Below are 15,368 nucleotides of genomic sequence, written 5' to 3' on the forward strand. Positions count from 1 at the left end.
GATACCCCCTTAGTAGGTCCGGACTTTCGGCTGGAAAGTCGGAACCGTTTTCGGTGCAAAGTTCACGTCACGCTTGCCAACACGCTTGTCCAGCGGGAAGTACATGGAGTGCTTCAGCCAGTTCTCGTCGTCACGCTCGGTGAAGTCGTTACGGGCGTGGGCACCACGGCTTTCTTTACGCTCGATCGCAGACTTGGCTGTTGCGTAGGCAACTTCGTACAGGTTATCCAGCTCCAGCGCTTCGATACGGGCAGTGTTGAACGCCTTGCTGGTATCGGCCAGCTTGGTCTTGCGAACACGCTCGCCAATTTCTTCCAGCAGCTTGATACCCTTCTCCATGCTCTCGCCGTCGCGGAATACGCCGAAGTACAGCTGCATGCAGTTCTGCAGATCCTTACGAACCTTGGCTACATCCTCACCTTCAGAGGCACTGTCCAGACGCTCCAGGCGAGCCATGGCACGCTTGATATCTTCTTCGCTGGCGCCATCAACCTCGAAGCCGCCACGCAGCTGCTCTTCAATGTGCAGGCCAGCTGCACGACCGAAGACCACCAGGTCCAGCAGGGAGTTACCACCCAGACGGTTAGCGCCGTGTACAGATACACAAGCTGCTTCACCACAGGCAAACAGGCCGGGAATAGGCTTGTCGTTGCCGTTTTCATCCTGGGTCAGGGCCTGGCCACCTACGTTGGTGGGAACACCGCCCATCATGTAGTGACAGGTCGGAACGACCGGGATCGGCTCTTTAACCGGGTCAACGTGCGCAAAGGTACGGGACAACTCGCAGATGCCCGGCAGACGCAGGTTCAGGGTTTCTTCACCCAGGTGATCCAGCTTCAGCAGTACGTGATCCTTGTCGGGACCACAACCGCGACCTTCTAGGATCTCCAGAACCATGGAACGGGCCACAACGTCACGGCCAGCCAGGTCTTTCGCGTTCGGAGCATAGCGCTCCATAAAACGCTCACCTTCGGCGTTGATCAGGTAACCACCCTCACCCCGACAACCTTCTGTAACCAGGGTGCCAGCACCGTGAATACCGGTCGGGTGGAACTGCCACATTTCCATGTCCTGCACCGGGAAACCGGCACGCAGCGCCATACCGATACCGTCGCCGGTGTTGATCATGGCGTTGGTGGTAGAGGCGTAGATACGGCCAGCACCACCGGTAGCCAGAACGGTGGCCTTGGACTTGATGTAAGCCACTTCACCGGATTCGATCTCAATGGCTACAACACCAACCACTTCGTCTTTGCTGTTCTTGACCAGGTCTACGGCGTACCACTCGTTCAGGAAGGTAGTACCGCCCTTCAGGTTGGCCTGGTACAGGGTGTGCAGCAGGGCGTGACCGGTACGGTCAGCGGCGGCACAGGTACGGGCTGCCTGGGTGGGGTTGTCCGGACCCTTGGACTGGCCACCGAACGGACGCTGGTAGATACGGCCCTGCTCGGTACGGGAGAACGGCAAGCCCATGTGTTCCAGCTCGAACACAGCCTGGGGGCCTACAGAACACATGTACTCGATAGCGTCCTGGTCACCGATATAGTCGGAGCCCTTGACGGTATCGTACATGTGCCAGCGCCAGTCATCATTGGGATCAGCGCTTGCGATCGCACAGGTAATGCCGCCCTGGGCAGACACTGTGTGCGAACGGGTCGGAAAGACCTTGGTGATACACGCGGTGTTGATACCGGATTCTGTCAGCTGCAGGGCGGCACGCATACCGGCACCGCCGCCACCGATAACAATCGCGTCGTAAGACATGGTTTTGATGTTAGCCATCGATTAAAGCCCCCACAGAATCTGAATGCCCCACACGACATATACGAACATCACCAGAATGCAGGCTGCCTGCAGCAGGAAGCGCGGCATTGCTGCTTTGATGTAGTCGGTGGATACGGTCCACAAGCCTACCCATGCGTGCCCGGCAATGGACAACAGCGCCAGCAGGCTGAAAATCTTGAACCAACCCTGGCTGTACAGGGAAGACCACGCCTGGTAGTCCACGTCTGTAGTTACGAAGAAACCAAGGAGAAACAGCGTGTACAGAGCCAATACGTAGGCAGTAACCCGCTGGATGATCCAGTCCTGAATCCCGTTACGACCAATATTCGTTACACTGTTCATGCCCATACCCAGACTCCTGCCAGAATGATGAGAACAATGGAAACCACAAGCGTGATTTTGGCGGCAAGGCGGCCACTTTCCAGCTCTTCAGCAATACCCGCATCCATCAGCAGGTGCTTGATACCTGCAACAAGGTGGTAAAGCAGAGCAGACAGGATGCCCCAGATAATCAGCTTTGCCAGGAAGCTGTCCAGCAGTTCGTTAACCCGGTTGAAGCCATCTTCCCCGGACAGGGAAAGATCCAGGCCGTACATCAGGAACGCAACACCAACAAAAATGATGATGCCGCTGATACGATGCAGGATCGAAGTAATGGCTGGCAGCGGGAAATGGAACTTGCCGAGATCGAGATTTACTGGTCGTTTGCTATTCACAGCGCTCTCACACTCTCTCTTGGTACCGCGAAACCGGAAAAACCGGCGGCGGTTGGTTGGTATGTTAGGTCCGGAGAATCAGTACGATACCGGTAACCGATTGGTTCAGGAGGGCGGATGACAACCCGGTAGCTTGCTACGCTGAAGCATGCAAGAAAACGGTGCATCCCCGATTCCGGGCTACGGATTATAAGGAGACACCCCGGTAATTACAAACTTGCAACAACCGCCAAACCCTTACGAGGCGCCGCCCTGCCCCATCTATAAGGATTATTGACAAACCGGAATTCAGGGCAAAAGCGCCGTCATTCGGGATATCCCTCATTTACACCGGATGTTAATTTGGTGCTTTTCGCACCCAGCTCATTGACAAAAAAAGCTGACGCCCTATATTTTGCGCCCAGTTTTGCGATAATACGCGCTTTCTGGCGCATCTACACATGCAAATCAGCTGTCACAGCTAATCAAACGGGAGAGCACCATGACCGACAGGAAAGCCACGCTCTCGGTGGGAGACAAGTCCATTGAGCTACCGGTTTACTCCGGCACCGTCGGCCCTGACGTTATAGACGTACGCGGCCTCGTCCAGGAAGGCGTATTCACTTACGACCCGGGTTTTGTATCTACCGCAGCCTGCGAATCTGCCATCACCTACATCGATGGTGCCAAAGGCGTCCTGCTGCACCGGGGTTACCCGATCGACCAGCTGGCCGAGCATTCCGACTTCCTCGAGGTCTGCTACCTGCTCCTGAACGGTGAACTGCCGAGCGCTGAAGAGAACAAGCAGTTCCACGACACCATCAAAAACCACACCATGCTGCACGACCAGATGCGCAACTTCTTCAACGGCTTCCGCCGTGATGCGCACCCCATGGCCATTATGTGCGGCGTTGTGGGTGCCCTGTCTGCGTTCTACCACGACCAGATGGATGTGGCTGATCCCAAGCAGCGCGAGATTACCGGCCATCGCCTGATCGCCAAGATGCCGACCATCGCCGCATGGTGCTACAAGTACTCCATGGGCCAGCCGTTCATGTATCCGCGTAACGACCTGTCCTACGCCGAGAACTTCCTGTACATGATGTTCGGCACCCCTTGCGAGGACTACAAGCCGAACCCGGTTCTGGCCAACGCGATGGACAAGATCTTTATCCTCCACGCTGACCACGAGCAGAACGCCTCTACCTCCACCGTACGCCTGGCGGGCTCCACCGGCGCCAACCCGTACGCGTGTATCGCCTCCGGCATCGCCGCCCTTTGGGGCCCGGCGCACGGCGGTGCAAACGAAGCGGTTCTGGACATGCTGGCGGAAATCGGCGACGAGTCCAACATCGAGAAATTCATCGCCAAGGCCAAGGACAAAGACGATCCTTTCCGCCTGATGGGCTTTGGTCACCGGGTTTACAAGAACTTCGACCCGCGCGCCAAGGTAATGGCACAGACCGCTCACGAAGTGCTGAGCGAGCTTGGTCTGGAAAACGATCCGCTGCTGAAGATTGCCCAGCGCCTGGAAAAGATTGCCCTGGAAGACGAATACTTCGTTCAGCGCCAGCTGTACCCGAACGTCGACTTCTACTCCGGCATCATTCTGAAGGCCATCGGTATTCCGACTTCCATGTTTACCGTGATCTTCGCAATGTCCCGCACCATCGGCTGGTTCTCTCACTGGAACGAAATGGTCAGCGGTGCCAACCGCATCGGCCGTCCGCGCCAGCTGTACACCGGCTCGCCGAAGCGCGACTACCCGAAGAAGTAAGCTGCAAGCTTGCTTCACCCAGAAAAAAGCCGCTGAATCCAGCGGCTTTTTTCGTATCATGGCACGACAAATTCAACCAATCCGACAAGAACCAGGAGCAGACCATGGCAACTATCGCGTTTATCGGGCTCGGAGTAATGGGCTACCCGATGGCAGGCCACCTTGCCCGGGCCGGCTATGACGTCAGCGTTTGGAACCGCACCAGCGAAAAGGCCCGTCAGTGGGGCGAACAGTATCCGGGGAAAGCCAGTGACAGCATTGCAGATGCGGTCGCCAACGCAGACGTGGTACTGACCTGCGTGGGCGCCGATAAAGACCTGGAAGAAGTCTACACCGCCCCGGATGGCATCATCAGCAACGCTCCGGCCACAGCCACACTGGTCGACCACACTACTGCATCTGCCGGCATTGCCGAGACACTGGCACAGGCGGCCCGTGCACGAGGCCAGGGCTTTATCGACGCCCCGGTTTCCGGCGGCCAGCAGGGTGCCGAAAACGGCCAGCTGACGATTATGTGCGGCGGCAGTCCCGAGGATTTCAGCAAGGTTAAGCCAGTACTCGAATGCTACGCCCGGGCCCTGAACCTGATGGGCCCTGTGGGCAGCGGCCAGAAGACCAAGATGGTTAACCAGATTGCCATTGCGGGGCTGGTACAGGGGCTGTCAGAAGCCCTGCACTTTGCCGAGCAGGCAGAGCTGGACGTGCGCAAGGTGGTGGACGTGATCTCCAAGGGCGCGGCCCAGTCCTGGCAGATGGAAAACCGCTCCGGAACCATGATCGACGGCGAATTCAACCACGGCTTTGCGGTGGACTGGATGCGCAAGGACCTGGGCATCTGCCTCGAAGAAGCCCGCAAAAACGGCTCCAGACTGCCGGTAACGGCACTGGTGGACCAGTTCTACGGAGATGTGCAGGAGATGGGCGGAAACCGCTGGGATACGTCTTCGCTGATTCAGAGGCTTCGTAAGAAATAATGATTTGCCACGAAATCCACTAAAGAACACGAAAGTGAAGAAAAGATAACTGATTTTTTTTGCCACGGACACTCACGGACTCTCACGGGCAGTAAAAAAACAGCTTTCTCTTTTGTCCGTGTGGGTCCGTGAGTGTCCGTGGCTAATCAGTTTTCTTTTTTCGTGTTTTTTAGTGGATTTCGTGGCAAAAAAGAATCACTTCTTCTTGTCCCGAGGCACCCAGCGGCCGTTTTCGTACCAGGCGGACCAGCCGGTGGCCTTGCCATCCTGTTCCGACATAACGTACTGCTCTTTCGACTTCCGGCTGTAGCGGATCACCGTCGGGTTACCCTCGGGGTCTTTCTCCGGGGCGTCCATCAGGTAATCGTATTTCGGGTCGATTTCCTTGCGGTGCGGTTTGATCTCCATCACCAGCGGTGGCCGGGTTTCCCGGTTTTTCGGGAATTTGCTGGCCGCCAGGAACAGGCCGGAGGCACCGTCACGCAGCACGTAGGTGTCGTCTACCTTCTGGCACTGCAGCTCCGGCATGGGCACCGGGTCCATTTTGGGGGGCGCAGGCTCGCCGTTCTTCAGCAGTTTGCGGGTGTTCTTGCACTCGCTGTTGGTGCAGCCGAAGTACTTGCCGAAGCGGCCGGTTTTCAGCTGCATTTCGGAACCACACTTGTCGCATTCCAGCGTAGGGCCGTCGTAGCCCTTGATGCGGAAACTGCCCTCTTCCACTTCGTAGCCGGAGCAGTCGGGGTTGTTACCGCACACGTGCAGCTTGCGCTTTTCATCAATCAGGTAGCTGTCCATGGCAGTGCCGCATTTCGGACAGCGGCGCTTCATACGCAGCAGGCGGGTTTCGCCTTCACCTTCCACGTCTTCATCGGCACTGACCACTTCGTCGCCAGACACCAGGTTAATGGTGGTCTTGCAACGCTCCTTGGGCGGCAATGAATAGCCGGAACAACCCAGGAATACCCCGGTACTGGCCACGCGAATCTGCATGTTACGGCCACAGCTGGGGCAAGGAATATCGGTTTCTGTGGGTGTGTTGGCCCGCATACCGCCGTCGGTCTTTTCCGCACTTTCGAGCTGGTTACGGAACTTGGCGTAGAAGTCGTTCAGCACCTTCTTCCACTGAACGTCGCCTTCGGCAATCTCGTCCAGCTCGCCTTCCAGGCGTGCGGTAAAATCGTAATCCATCAGGTTCGGGAAAGATTCTGCCAGCCGTTCGGTAACAATCTCGCCCATCTTCTCGGCGTAAAAACGGCGGTTCTGAAGCCGCACGTAACCACGATCCTGGATGGTGGAAATAATGGATGCGTAGGTAGAAGGACGGCCAATGCCCTGCTTTTCCAGTTCCTTGACCAGGCTGGCTTCGGTATAGCGCGGCGAAGGCTTGGTGAAATGCTGGGTCGGATCCAGCTTCTTGAGATCCAGGGGCTGATCTACCTTGATGTCTGGCAGCGCTACGTCTTCGTCTTTCTTTGCTGACTGGGGCGCAGCTTTCAGGAAACCTTCGAACTTGACGATGCGACCACGGGTACGCAGTTCGTAGTCACCATTGGCCACAACGATGGAGGTGCTGAGGAATTCGGCATCCGCCATCTGGCAGGCGATAAACTGGCGCCAGATCAGGTCGTAAAGCTTCTCCGCATCCTTTTCCAGGCCACTGATATCGGTAGGCCTGCGGGATACGTCAGTAGGCCGGATGGCCTCGTGGGCCTCCTGGGCGCCTTCCTTGCTACCGTACACGCGGGGCTTCTCAGGCAGGTAGCGATCACCGAACTGTTTCTGAATAAACTCGCGACAGCCGGTTACGGCATCCTGGCTCAGGTTGGTCGAGTCTGTACGCATGTAGGTGATGTAGCCCGCCTCGTACAGGCGCTGGGCCAGCATCATGGTTTTCTTGACACTGAAGCCCATGCGGTTGCTCGCCGCCTGCTGCAGTGTCGAGGTAATAAAGGGAGCAGAGGGCCGTGAACGGGTTGGCTTGTCTTCCCGCTTGGCCACCTTGAAGCTACCGGCTTTCAGACGGTCAACATGTTCCTTGCTCTGAACATCATTAACCGGACGGTAGGGCTTGTCGTTGTAGCGGGTAACCTCGAACCGAACCGGGTCGGTGGTGCCTTCTGCGGTCAGGTCTGCGTGCAGCTGCCAGAATTCCTCCGGCACGAACTTGCGGATTTCCCGCTCACGCTCAACGATCAGGCGCACGGCAACCGACTGAACCCGGCCAGCAGACAGGCCCCGGGCAATCTTGGCCCAGAGCAGCGGCGAAACCATGTAACCCACAACGCGATCCAGGAACCGGCGCGCCTGCTGGGCATTTACCCGGTTGTTATCCAGCTCACCGGGGTCCTTGAACGCTTCCTGGATGGCCCGCTTGGTAATTTCGTTGAACACCACGCGGCGATACTTTTCCGGCTCGCCGCCAATGGTCTCCTGAAGGTGCCAGGCGATGGCTTCCCCTTCCCTGTCCAAATCCGTTGCCAGATAGATGTGGTCGGCATTTTTGGCCAGGCGCTTTAGCTCGCTGACGACCTTTTCCTTACCGGGCAGGATCTCGTAACGGGCGCTCCAGTCGTTATCGGGATTTACCCCCATGCGGGCAACCAGCTGTTCACGGGCCTTACGCTTCTTGTGCTCGGCTTTTTCGTCCGGGCTCATCTTGCGGGTGGCAGCGGCCTGCCTGGCGCGCTCTTTCGGGTCTGACTGGCTACCACTGCCACTGACTGGCAGGTCACGAATGTGGCCAACACTGGACTTAACAATAAAATCCGAGCCCAGGTACTTGTTGATGGTCTTCGCTTTCGCTGGAGACTCGACAATAACGAGACTTTTACCCATATCGGAGATCTGTATCCTTGGCGATCAATCGGTCAAGTTCTGGACAGAACCGTAAACTCGCATAAAAATCAGGCAACTGGAAAACACAGGGGCTGCCATTGTGTATAGGCTCACTGTTTTACAGGGTCAAGAATGGCAAAACAACCCATTCTTTGATTTCAGTCACCGTTTTTTGGGATTTCCGGGCCGTTTTACAATCCCTGAAACAGGAAGGCCCGGCGAATTGCCGGGCCTCCTGATTGAGCGTTACTGATCCGGACTAACCGATCAGAGGCGCTCCCACACAGTGGCAATGCCCTGACCCAGGCCGATACACATGGTGGATACACCAAGCTTACCGCCTTTGGCCTGCATGATATTCAGCAGTGTGGTGGAGATACGGGCACCGGAGCAGCCCAGCGGATGGCCAAGGGCAATCGCGCCGCCGTTCAGGTTAACCTTCTCTTCCATAACACCCAGCAGTTTCAGGTCTTTCAGGACCGGCAGGGACTGGCCTGCGAAGGCTTCGTTCAGTTCCCAGAAGTCGATATCTTCAACTTTCAGGCCTGCACGCTTCAGTGCCTTCTTGGTGGCCGGAACCGGGCCGTAGCCCATGATTGCGGGATCACAGCCAGCAACAGCCATGCTGCGGATCTTGGCAATCGGGGTCAGACCCAGTGCTTCTGCCCGCTCAGCGGACATCAGTACCATGGCAGCCGCGCCATCGGTCAGCTGGGAAGACGTACCGGCAGTTACGGTACCGTTCTTCGGATCAAACGCCGGACGCAGCTGGCCCAGGGACTCAGCGGTCGTTTCCGGACGAATGGTCTCGTCTTCTTCGATCAGCTTCACAAAGCCGTTTTCGTCGTGGCCTTCAATCGGAACGATTTCGTTCTTGAAGCGGCCTTCAACAGTCGCTTCGTGGGCCAGGCGATGGGAACGGGCACCGAACTCATCCTGCTGCTCGCGGGTAATACCGTGCATTTTCGCCAGCATTTCTGCAGTCAGGCCCATCATGTTGGACGCTTTTGCAGAGTACTTGGACGCAGCCGGGTTGTGGTCGAAGCCGGCAGTCATGGGTACGTGGCCCATGTGCTCGACACCGCCTACCATGAACACGTCACCGTTACCGGTCTGAATCGCCTGGGCGGCAGTGTGGATGGCGCTCATGGCGGAACCACACAGACGGTTAACGGTCTGGGCAGCAGACTCGTGCGGGATACGGGTCAGCAGGGAAATCTGCCGCGCCACGTTAAAGCCCTGCTCTTTAGTCTGGTTTACACAGCCCCAGATTACGTCTTCTACTTCTTTCGGATCGAGCTTCGGGTTGCGCTCAAACAGTGCTTCAATCAGCGCAGCAGACAGAGTCTCGGCGCGAACGTTGCGGAAACAGCCGTTTTTGGCACGACCCATCGGAGTCCGCACGCAATCGACGACGACAACGTCTCTCGGATTAAGGCTCATAGATCTTTCTCCGTTCGGAAATCTCGTTAGGGTTAGCCAAAGAACTTCTTGCCAGTCTTGGCCATTTCACGCAGCTTCTCGGTCGGCGCGTACAGCGGGCCAAGATCTGCATACTTGTCTGCCAGTTCGACGAACTTGTCGACGCCCATGTCGTCGATGTAGCGCAGGGCACCACCACGGAACGGAGGGAAACCGATACCGTAGATCAGGCCCATGTCTGCATCGGCCGGGTCTTCAACAATGTTGTCTTCCAGGCAGCGAACGGTTTCCAGGCACAGAGGAATCATCATACGGGCGATGATGTCTTCTTCGTCGAAGTCCTTGCTGCCGTTAACCACAGGCTCGATCAGCTTGTAGGTCTCTTCGTCGACAACCTTCTTCGGCTTGCCCTTCTTGTCTTCTTCGTACTTATAGAAGCCCTTGTCGTTCTTCTGGCCGTAACGGTCGTTCTCGAACATCACGTCGATGGCAGACTTGAAGTCGGCCTTCATGCGATCCGGGAAGCCGTCTGCCATCACTTCGTTGGCGTGCTTGGCAGTGTCCATGCCCACTACGTCGAGCAGGTAGGCCGGGCCCATGGGCCAGCCGAACTTTTCCATCACCTTGTCGATCTTCTGGAAATCGGCACCGTCACGCACCAGCGCAGCAAAGCCGCCGAAGTACGGGAACAGAACACGGTTAACCAGGAAGCCCGGGCAATCGTTAACCACGATCGGGGTCTTGCCCATGGCCTTGGCGTAGGCAACGGTGGTCGCGATAGCGCGGTCACTGGTCTTCTCGCCACGGATAACCTCAACCAGCGGCATCATGTGTACCGGGTTGAAGAAGTGCATGCCGCAGAAGTTCTCCGGACGCTTCAGGTTCTTGGCCAGAAGGTTGATGGAGATGGTAGAGGTGTTGGACGTCAGGATGGCGTCTTCGCGAACCGCATCTTCGGTCTCACGCAGAACGGCATCTTTCACCTTCGGGTTTTCAACAACCGCTTCAACAACCAGGTCTACGTTCTTGAAATCACCGTAGTTCAGGGTCGGCGTGATGTTGTTCAGAACGTCGCCCATCTGGCCAGCGTCCATCTTGCCCTTGGCGACACGCTTGGACAGCAGCTTCTTGGCTTCACTCAGGCCCAGCTTGATGCCGTCCTGGTTGATGTCCTTCATAACAATCGGGGTGCCTTTCAGCGCCGACTGGAAAGCTACACCGCCACCCATGATACCGGCGCCCAGTACGGCAGCCAGGTTCACATCAGAGGCTTCTTTTTCCCAGGCACTGGCTTTCTTCTTCAGGGCCTGGTCGTTCAGGAACAGACCAACCAGACACGCGGCAACGTTGGTCTTGGCCATCTTGGCGAAGCCCTTGGCTTCTACTTCGATCGCCTTGTCGCGAGTCATGCCGGCATGCTTCTGCATGGTCTTGATGGCTTCCACCGGCGCCGGATAGTTCTTGCCAGCCTTGCCGGCCACGAACGCCTTGGAAATCTCGAACGCCATCATGCTTTCCATGGCATTGAGCTTGATCTTGCCTTTCTTCTCTTCACGGCGCGCCAGGTTGTCCAGCTTGCCTTCGTTGCACTGATTGATAATGGCAACGGCTGCGTCGACCAGCTTGTCGGCTTCAACCACGGCATCAACAGCGCCCACTTTCAGAGCGGCATCAGCGCGGTTTTCAGTACCACCGGCAATCCACTCAACCGCGTTATCCACACCCACCAGGCGGGACAGGCGAACAGTACCGCCGAAGCCCGGGAAGATACCCAGCTTCACTTCCGGCAGACCTACCTTGGCCTTGGGAGCCATAACCCGGTAGTCGGTGGAAAGGCACATTTCGAAGCCACCACCCAGAGCGATACCGTTAATAGCGGTAACGGTCGGGAACGGCAGGTCTTCAATGGCGTTGAATACTTCGTTGGCCTTCATGCTGTTGGCCACGAGAGCTTCTTCGGAACCTGCGAACAGCTCGGTAAACTCGGTGATATCGGCACCGACAATAAAGCTGTCCTTGGAACTGGTAACCACCAGGCCCTTGAGGTTCTTCTGGGATTTGAGTGCTTCAGCTGCGGCGCCCAGCTCTTCGATGGTGAGACGGTTGAACTTGTTGACTGACTCGCCCTGCAAGTCAAAGTTCAACTGAGCGATCCCGCCTTCGATCTCTTTAACCGTGATGGCTTTACCTTCGTAAATCATCAACTGATCTCCAGTCTGTGTTTGGAACTGCTGACAACCGGCTGACAATAACTGCCGGGCCGGCTGTTTGTGCAGCGAGATTTCGGTCACTGCCCGATCTTCCGATCCAAAATTCATACAGTCGTTTGAATCGTGAGGCCACACGATGGAAAAAAACGGAGCGTTTGTCAATTTGTTTCTGCAGGGAACCCGGAGAAACTCATGATAAAAAAGTGAAGTGGTACCGGTAACCGCCGGAAATTAGTTGATTAGGCTGCGTAGTTACTTTAACTTCGAGCTGAGACTTTAGTCCACAATAATAAAACGGCATTACGGAGACTGATCCGATGAAAGACGCCCACCTGCGAATCCGCTCACTTCTGGCTGCCCTGATCCTGTTGTCCTTTACCGCATTCGGCGCCAAGGCACAGGAATCCGGTAACGAGTTCCTCGCAGACCTTCATGATTTCCGCATCAACAACTACCTGGCGCTGGACGCCTTCTACGCCTTCAGCGCAACCTCCGACACCGAATTACTCAACCGTGTTGTGGTTGGAATCAATAGCGCCAACGACGCCATGAACTCTGTGGTCGGCAGCAACAGTGGCGTGCTTTCAGACGAACAGGTCGAGGAACTGAACAGGTCCTTCGACAGCTTCAAGGACCTGATGCGCAGCAACATCAACGAAGTACGGGATCGCGGTTACCCTGACCTGCGCCTGATGGCCGAACTGGCCAACCAGGGGCAGTCGATGAACGATACCGCCACAGAGCTTTACGACCTCGCCAGGGAAAGCAGCGGAACCGAAACCAACCCGCAAGTGGAATCGGCGCGCTCAGCGGCAGTGCTGATGGCTCAGATGATGGCCCGATACGCCGCCCGTACCCACTCTTCTGTCTCCCAGACGTTCCAGGGCGCCGCCAACGAAGTGTCGCTCGACCAGCAGGCGCTGATGTTTGACGAGCTTCTGGCGCAGGCGCGCTCCGGCTCAGCGACCGGCGAACTGAAAACTGCCCTCGATGATGTGGCCGCCAAATGGCAGTTCATTCGCGGTTCCTACATCAACTACAACGATAACAACGTCAGCTTTATCATTGACCGTTACTCCAAAGGCATTATCCAGGGTCTGGACGACGCCATTGTAATGCTCCGCAATAACGCCTGATTCCTGCCTGGCCGGCCGGGTTAACTCATTGCCCGCCGGCCAAAAACTTCCCTTTCCGCTTGATGCCGGTCAGAATGGCTATACACTTGATTGATATACAATCCAGAGTCATTCAGGATCATTTCCCAGCGCGAAGGAGCAAGACCCCATGTCCACCTACAAAAAAGTTCTGGTTGCCATCGACCTGACCGAAGAAGCACCGCAGGTCCTTAACAAAGCCAAGTCCATTGCCGAGTCACAGGCGGCGGAGCTGTTGCTGGTTCACGTTGTGGAGCCTGTCGGCTATGCCTATGGCGGCGACATCCCCATGGATCTTTCTGAATTGCAGGATCAGCTGGACAAGGCCGCCCATGACCAGCTTGGGCAATATGGCGAGCAATACGGCGTAGCCAAGGACAGCCAGATTGTGACGGTTGGCCGTCCGGAATCTGAAATTCACCGGCTGGTGAAGGAACAGGGAGTGGACCTGGTGATTGTCGGTAGCCACGGACGCAAAGGTTTCCAGCTGCTGTTGGGCTCTACCGCCAATGGCGTGCTGCACGGCACAGAATGTGACGTTCTGGCAGTGCGCATTCACTGATAATGGGCGATGGCGGGGCTGCTACTGCCCCGCCTGCTCTTCCAGCTCCATCCAGCGCTCGATGACCTGCTCAAGGCGGGCTTCTGCGTCAGACAACTGCTCCAGTGTCTTCGAAACCTTCTCCGGATCTCCGGAATAAAAATCCGGCGCGGAGATCGCTTGCTGAAACTCCGCCACTTCCTGCTCCAAAGCCTCGATTTTACCCGGTAACTGCTCCAGTTCGAGCTTGAGCTTGTAACTCAGTTTCACCGGTTTGGACTTTGCTGCGGGAGCGGCAGAAGCCTCAGGCTTCTTTGTCGTTGCCTCAGTCTTTTCCCGCTTATCCTGTTTGTCCGGCCGACTGCCGGAAGACTCCGCCGGAAAAACCCCGCCTTGCCGGCGCCAATCGCTGTAACCGCCAACAAACTCGCGCACCCGACCGGTGCCATCCAGGAAGATGGTGTCGGTGACCACGTTATCCAGGAATTCCCGGTCGTGACTGATCACAATCACCGTACCCTTGAACTCCGAGAGCTGTTCTTCAAGCAGTTCCAGGGTTTCCACATCCAGGTCGTTGGTTGGTTCGTCCAGAACCAGGATGTTGGCAGGCTTGCTGAACAGCTTGGCCAGCAACAGACGGGCTCGCTCACCACCCGAGAAAACACTGACCGGCGAACGGGCACGTTCCGGGGTGAACAGGAACTCCTGCAGGTAACCCAGAACGTGTTTGCTTTGGCCGTTGATATCGATAAATTCCCGGCCCTCGGCCAGGTTATCCAGAGCGTTGCTTTCCAGGTCCAGCTCACCCCGCAGCTGATCGAAGTACGCCACCTGCAGATTGGTGCCCAGCCGGATGCTACCCTCGGTAGGCTCAAGCTCACCCAGCAGCAATCGCACCAGCGTGGTCTTGCCGGTTCCGTTCTCCCCCACCAGGCCGATCTTGTCGCCTCGCAGAATGGTCAGCGTCATATCCCGGATAACCGGCTCACTGCCCGGGTAGGCAAAGCCTGCCTGCCGGGCTTCGGCCACCAGCTTGCCGGAACGGGCCGCCTCTTCGACTGAGAAATTGGCAGTGCCACCGCGAACCCGGCGCTGGCGATGTTCTTCCCGCATGGCCCTGAGCGCCCTTACACGGCCCATATTGCGGGTTCTGCGGGCCTTGATGCCCTGCCGGATCCACGCCTCTTCCTGTTTCAGGCGCTTGTCGAACAAGGCGTTCTGGCGCTCTTCATCTTCCAGCGCCTTTTCTTTCAGCTCCAGGTACTTGTCATAGTTGGCCGCAAAACTGATCAACTGCCCCCGGTCCAGCTCGACTACGCGGGTCGCCATGCGCCGGATAAAGGCCCGGTCATGGCTGACAAACAGCATGGCACCCCGAAACTGGCCCAGAGCCTCTTCCAGCCAGGCAATCGCGGGCACATCAAGATGGTTGGTTGGTTCATCCAGTAACAGGATGTCCGGCTCTGCCACCAACGCCCTTGCCAGCAAAACCCGGCGCTGCCAGCCGCCAGACAAGGTATTGAGCGTACGGTCCGGATCTACGCCGTACTGGGCCAGGATCGTGGTGACCTTCTGGTCCAGGCGCCAGCCATCCAGGCTCTCGAGGCGCTCCTGAACCTTCATCATCCGGTCCAGGCTGGCTTCATCTGCCTGCTGGGACAAGCAGTGAAACTCCGCCAGCAACTCGCCGGTTTCCGGAAACGCCGAAGCCACCACATCGTAGGCGGTGCGGGTGTCGCCAGACGGCAGGTTCTGGGGCAATACCGCCAGCACCGAGCCCTCTTCCAGGCGTACAATGCCTCCATCAGGAGTAACATCACCGCTGACGATTTTCAGGAGCGTCGATTTACCTTCGCCATTTCTCCCTAACAGACACACCCGCTCACCCGGTTCGATGGTCAGCGAGGCCTCATCCAGCAAGGGATGCATGCCGAAGGAAAGGGAAATTTTATCCAGGTTCAGTAAGGGCACCTTG

General features: G+C 57.0%; 11 protein-coding genes. 4 read left to right on the forward strand and 7 right to left on the reverse strand.

The annotated features are described in order from the left end of the window. Nucleotides 1-9 precede the first annotated feature (9 nt). From sdhA to sdhC, 3 genes are read right to left on the reverse strand one after another with little or no spacing between them, the layout of a single operon-like run. Nucleotides 10-1,782 carry a succinate dehydrogenase flavoprotein subunit gene (gene sdhA, locus B2589_RS00465; protein WP_199457338.1) on the reverse strand — a complete coding sequence of 591 codons (1,773 nt, stop codon included), beginning with the start codon at nucleotides 1,780-1,782 and terminating at the stop codon, nucleotides 10-12. 3 nt (nucleotides 1,783-1,785) lie between these two features. Next, entirely contained in the window at nucleotides 1,786-2,127 is a 342-nt protein-coding gene (gene sdhD, locus B2589_RS00470) for a succinate dehydrogenase, hydrophobic membrane anchor protein (protein WP_081697577.1), read from the reverse strand. Continuing rightward, a complete protein-coding gene (gene sdhC / locus B2589_RS00475; protein WP_058340544.1) occupies nucleotides 2,124-2,501 on the reverse strand; it encodes a succinate dehydrogenase, cytochrome b556 subunit in 378 nt (125 codons plus the stop codon). Before sdhC ends, sdhD begins: the two co-directional genes overlap by 4 nt. A gap of 481 nt (nucleotides 2,502-2,982) precedes the next feature. On the opposite strand from sdhC, the gene gltA reads away from it, so the two are divergent. Both gltA and B2589_RS00485 read left to right on the forward strand, forming a co-directional pair. Continuing rightward, on the forward strand, nucleotides 2,983-4,257 hold the full coding sequence (gene gltA, locus B2589_RS00480) for a citrate synthase (RefSeq protein ID WP_058340543.1): 1,275 nt from the start codon (nucleotides 2,983-2,985) through the stop codon (nucleotides 4,255-4,257). A gap of 104 nt (nucleotides 4,258-4,361) precedes the next feature. Then, nucleotides 4,362-5,231, forward strand: a complete 870-nt coding sequence (locus B2589_RS00485) for an NAD(P)-dependent oxidoreductase (RefSeq protein WP_286815282.1) — start codon at nucleotides 4,362-4,364, stop codon at nucleotides 5,229-5,231. A gap of 195 nt (nucleotides 5,232-5,426) precedes the next feature. On the opposite strand, the gene topA is transcribed toward B2589_RS00485, so the two are convergent. From topA to fadB, 3 genes are all read right to left on the reverse strand, one after another. Beyond that, on the reverse strand, nucleotides 5,427-8,066 hold the full coding sequence (gene topA, locus B2589_RS00490; protein ID WP_094625065.1) for a type I DNA topoisomerase: 2,640 nt from the start codon (nucleotides 8,064-8,066) through the stop codon (nucleotides 5,427-5,429). Between the two features lie 267 nt (nucleotides 8,067-8,333). Then, nucleotides 8,334-9,509: an acetyl-CoA C-acyltransferase FadA gene (fadA, locus tag B2589_RS00495; protein ID WP_036219550.1), complete on the reverse strand. Its 1,176-nt coding sequence runs from the start codon at nucleotides 9,507-9,509 to the stop codon at nucleotides 8,334-8,336. 32 nt (nucleotides 9,510-9,541) lie between these two features. Then, complete coding sequence (gene fadB / locus B2589_RS00500; protein ID WP_199457334.1) at nucleotides 9,542-11,689, reverse strand: fatty acid oxidation complex subunit alpha FadB; 2,148 nt, start codon at nucleotides 11,687-11,689, stop codon at nucleotides 9,542-9,544. 326 nt (nucleotides 11,690-12,015) lie between these two features. Between fadB and B2589_RS00505 the strand changes: the two genes are divergently transcribed. Further along, nucleotides 12,016-12,834: a hypothetical protein gene (locus B2589_RS00505; RefSeq protein ID WP_022989224.1), complete on the forward strand. Its 819-nt coding sequence runs from the start codon at nucleotides 12,016-12,018 to the stop codon at nucleotides 12,832-12,834. Between the two features lie 148 nt (nucleotides 12,835-12,982). Further along, on the forward strand, nucleotides 12,983-13,414 hold the full coding sequence (locus B2589_RS00510; protein ID WP_022989223.1) for a universal stress protein: 432 nt from the start codon (nucleotides 12,983-12,985) through the stop codon (nucleotides 13,412-13,414). 21 nt (nucleotides 13,415-13,435) lie between these two features. Here B2589_RS00510 and B2589_RS00515 read toward each other — a convergent pair whose 3' ends face one another. After that, nucleotides 13,436-15,364: an ATP-binding cassette domain-containing protein gene (locus B2589_RS00515; RefSeq protein ID WP_286815283.1), complete on the reverse strand. Its 1,929-nt coding sequence runs from the start codon at nucleotides 15,362-15,364 to the stop codon at nucleotides 13,436-13,438. Between the last annotated feature and the right edge of the window lie 4 nt (nucleotides 15,365-15,368).

Origin of the sequence: Marinobacter sp. UBA3607 (genome assembly GCF_002375525.1) — a bacterium.
In the GTDB taxonomy this organism is placed as follows: Bacteria; Pseudomonadota; Gammaproteobacteria; order Pseudomonadales; family Oleiphilaceae; genus Marinobacter; species Marinobacter vinifirmus.

Bases quoted from the DNA above. Each gene is read 5' to 3' on its own strand.
- fadB (WP_199457334.1), bottom strand. From the start codon at position 11,689: ATGATTTACGAAGGTAAAGCCATCACGGTTAAAGAGATCGAAGGCGGG.
- sdhA (WP_199457338.1), bottom strand. From the start codon at position 1,782: ATGGCTAACATCAAAACCATGTCTTACGACGCGATTGTTATCGGTGGC.
- B2589_RS00510 (WP_022989223.1), top strand. From the start codon at position 12,983: ATGTCCACCTACAAAAAAGTTCTGGTTGCCATCGACCTGACCGAAGAA.
- B2589_RS00505 (WP_022989224.1), top strand. From the start codon at position 12,016: ATGAAAGACGCCCACCTGCGAATCCGCTCACTTCTGGCTGCCCTGATC.
- sdhD (WP_081697577.1), bottom strand. From the start codon at position 2,127: ATGAACAGTGTAACGAATATTGGTCGTAACGGGATTCAGGACTGGATC.
- B2589_RS00485 (WP_286815282.1), top strand. From the start codon at position 4,362: ATGGCAACTATCGCGTTTATCGGGCTCGGAGTAATGGGCTACCCGATG.
- gltA (WP_058340543.1), top strand. From the start codon at position 2,983: ATGACCGACAGGAAAGCCACGCTCTCGGTGGGAGACAAGTCCATTGAG.
- fadA (WP_036219550.1), bottom strand. From the start codon at position 9,509: ATGAGCCTTAATCCGAGAGACGTTGTCGTCGTCGATTGCGTGCGGACT.
- topA (WP_094625065.1), bottom strand. From the start codon at position 8,066: ATGGGTAAAAGTCTCGTTATTGTCGAGTCTCCAGCGAAAGCGAAGACC.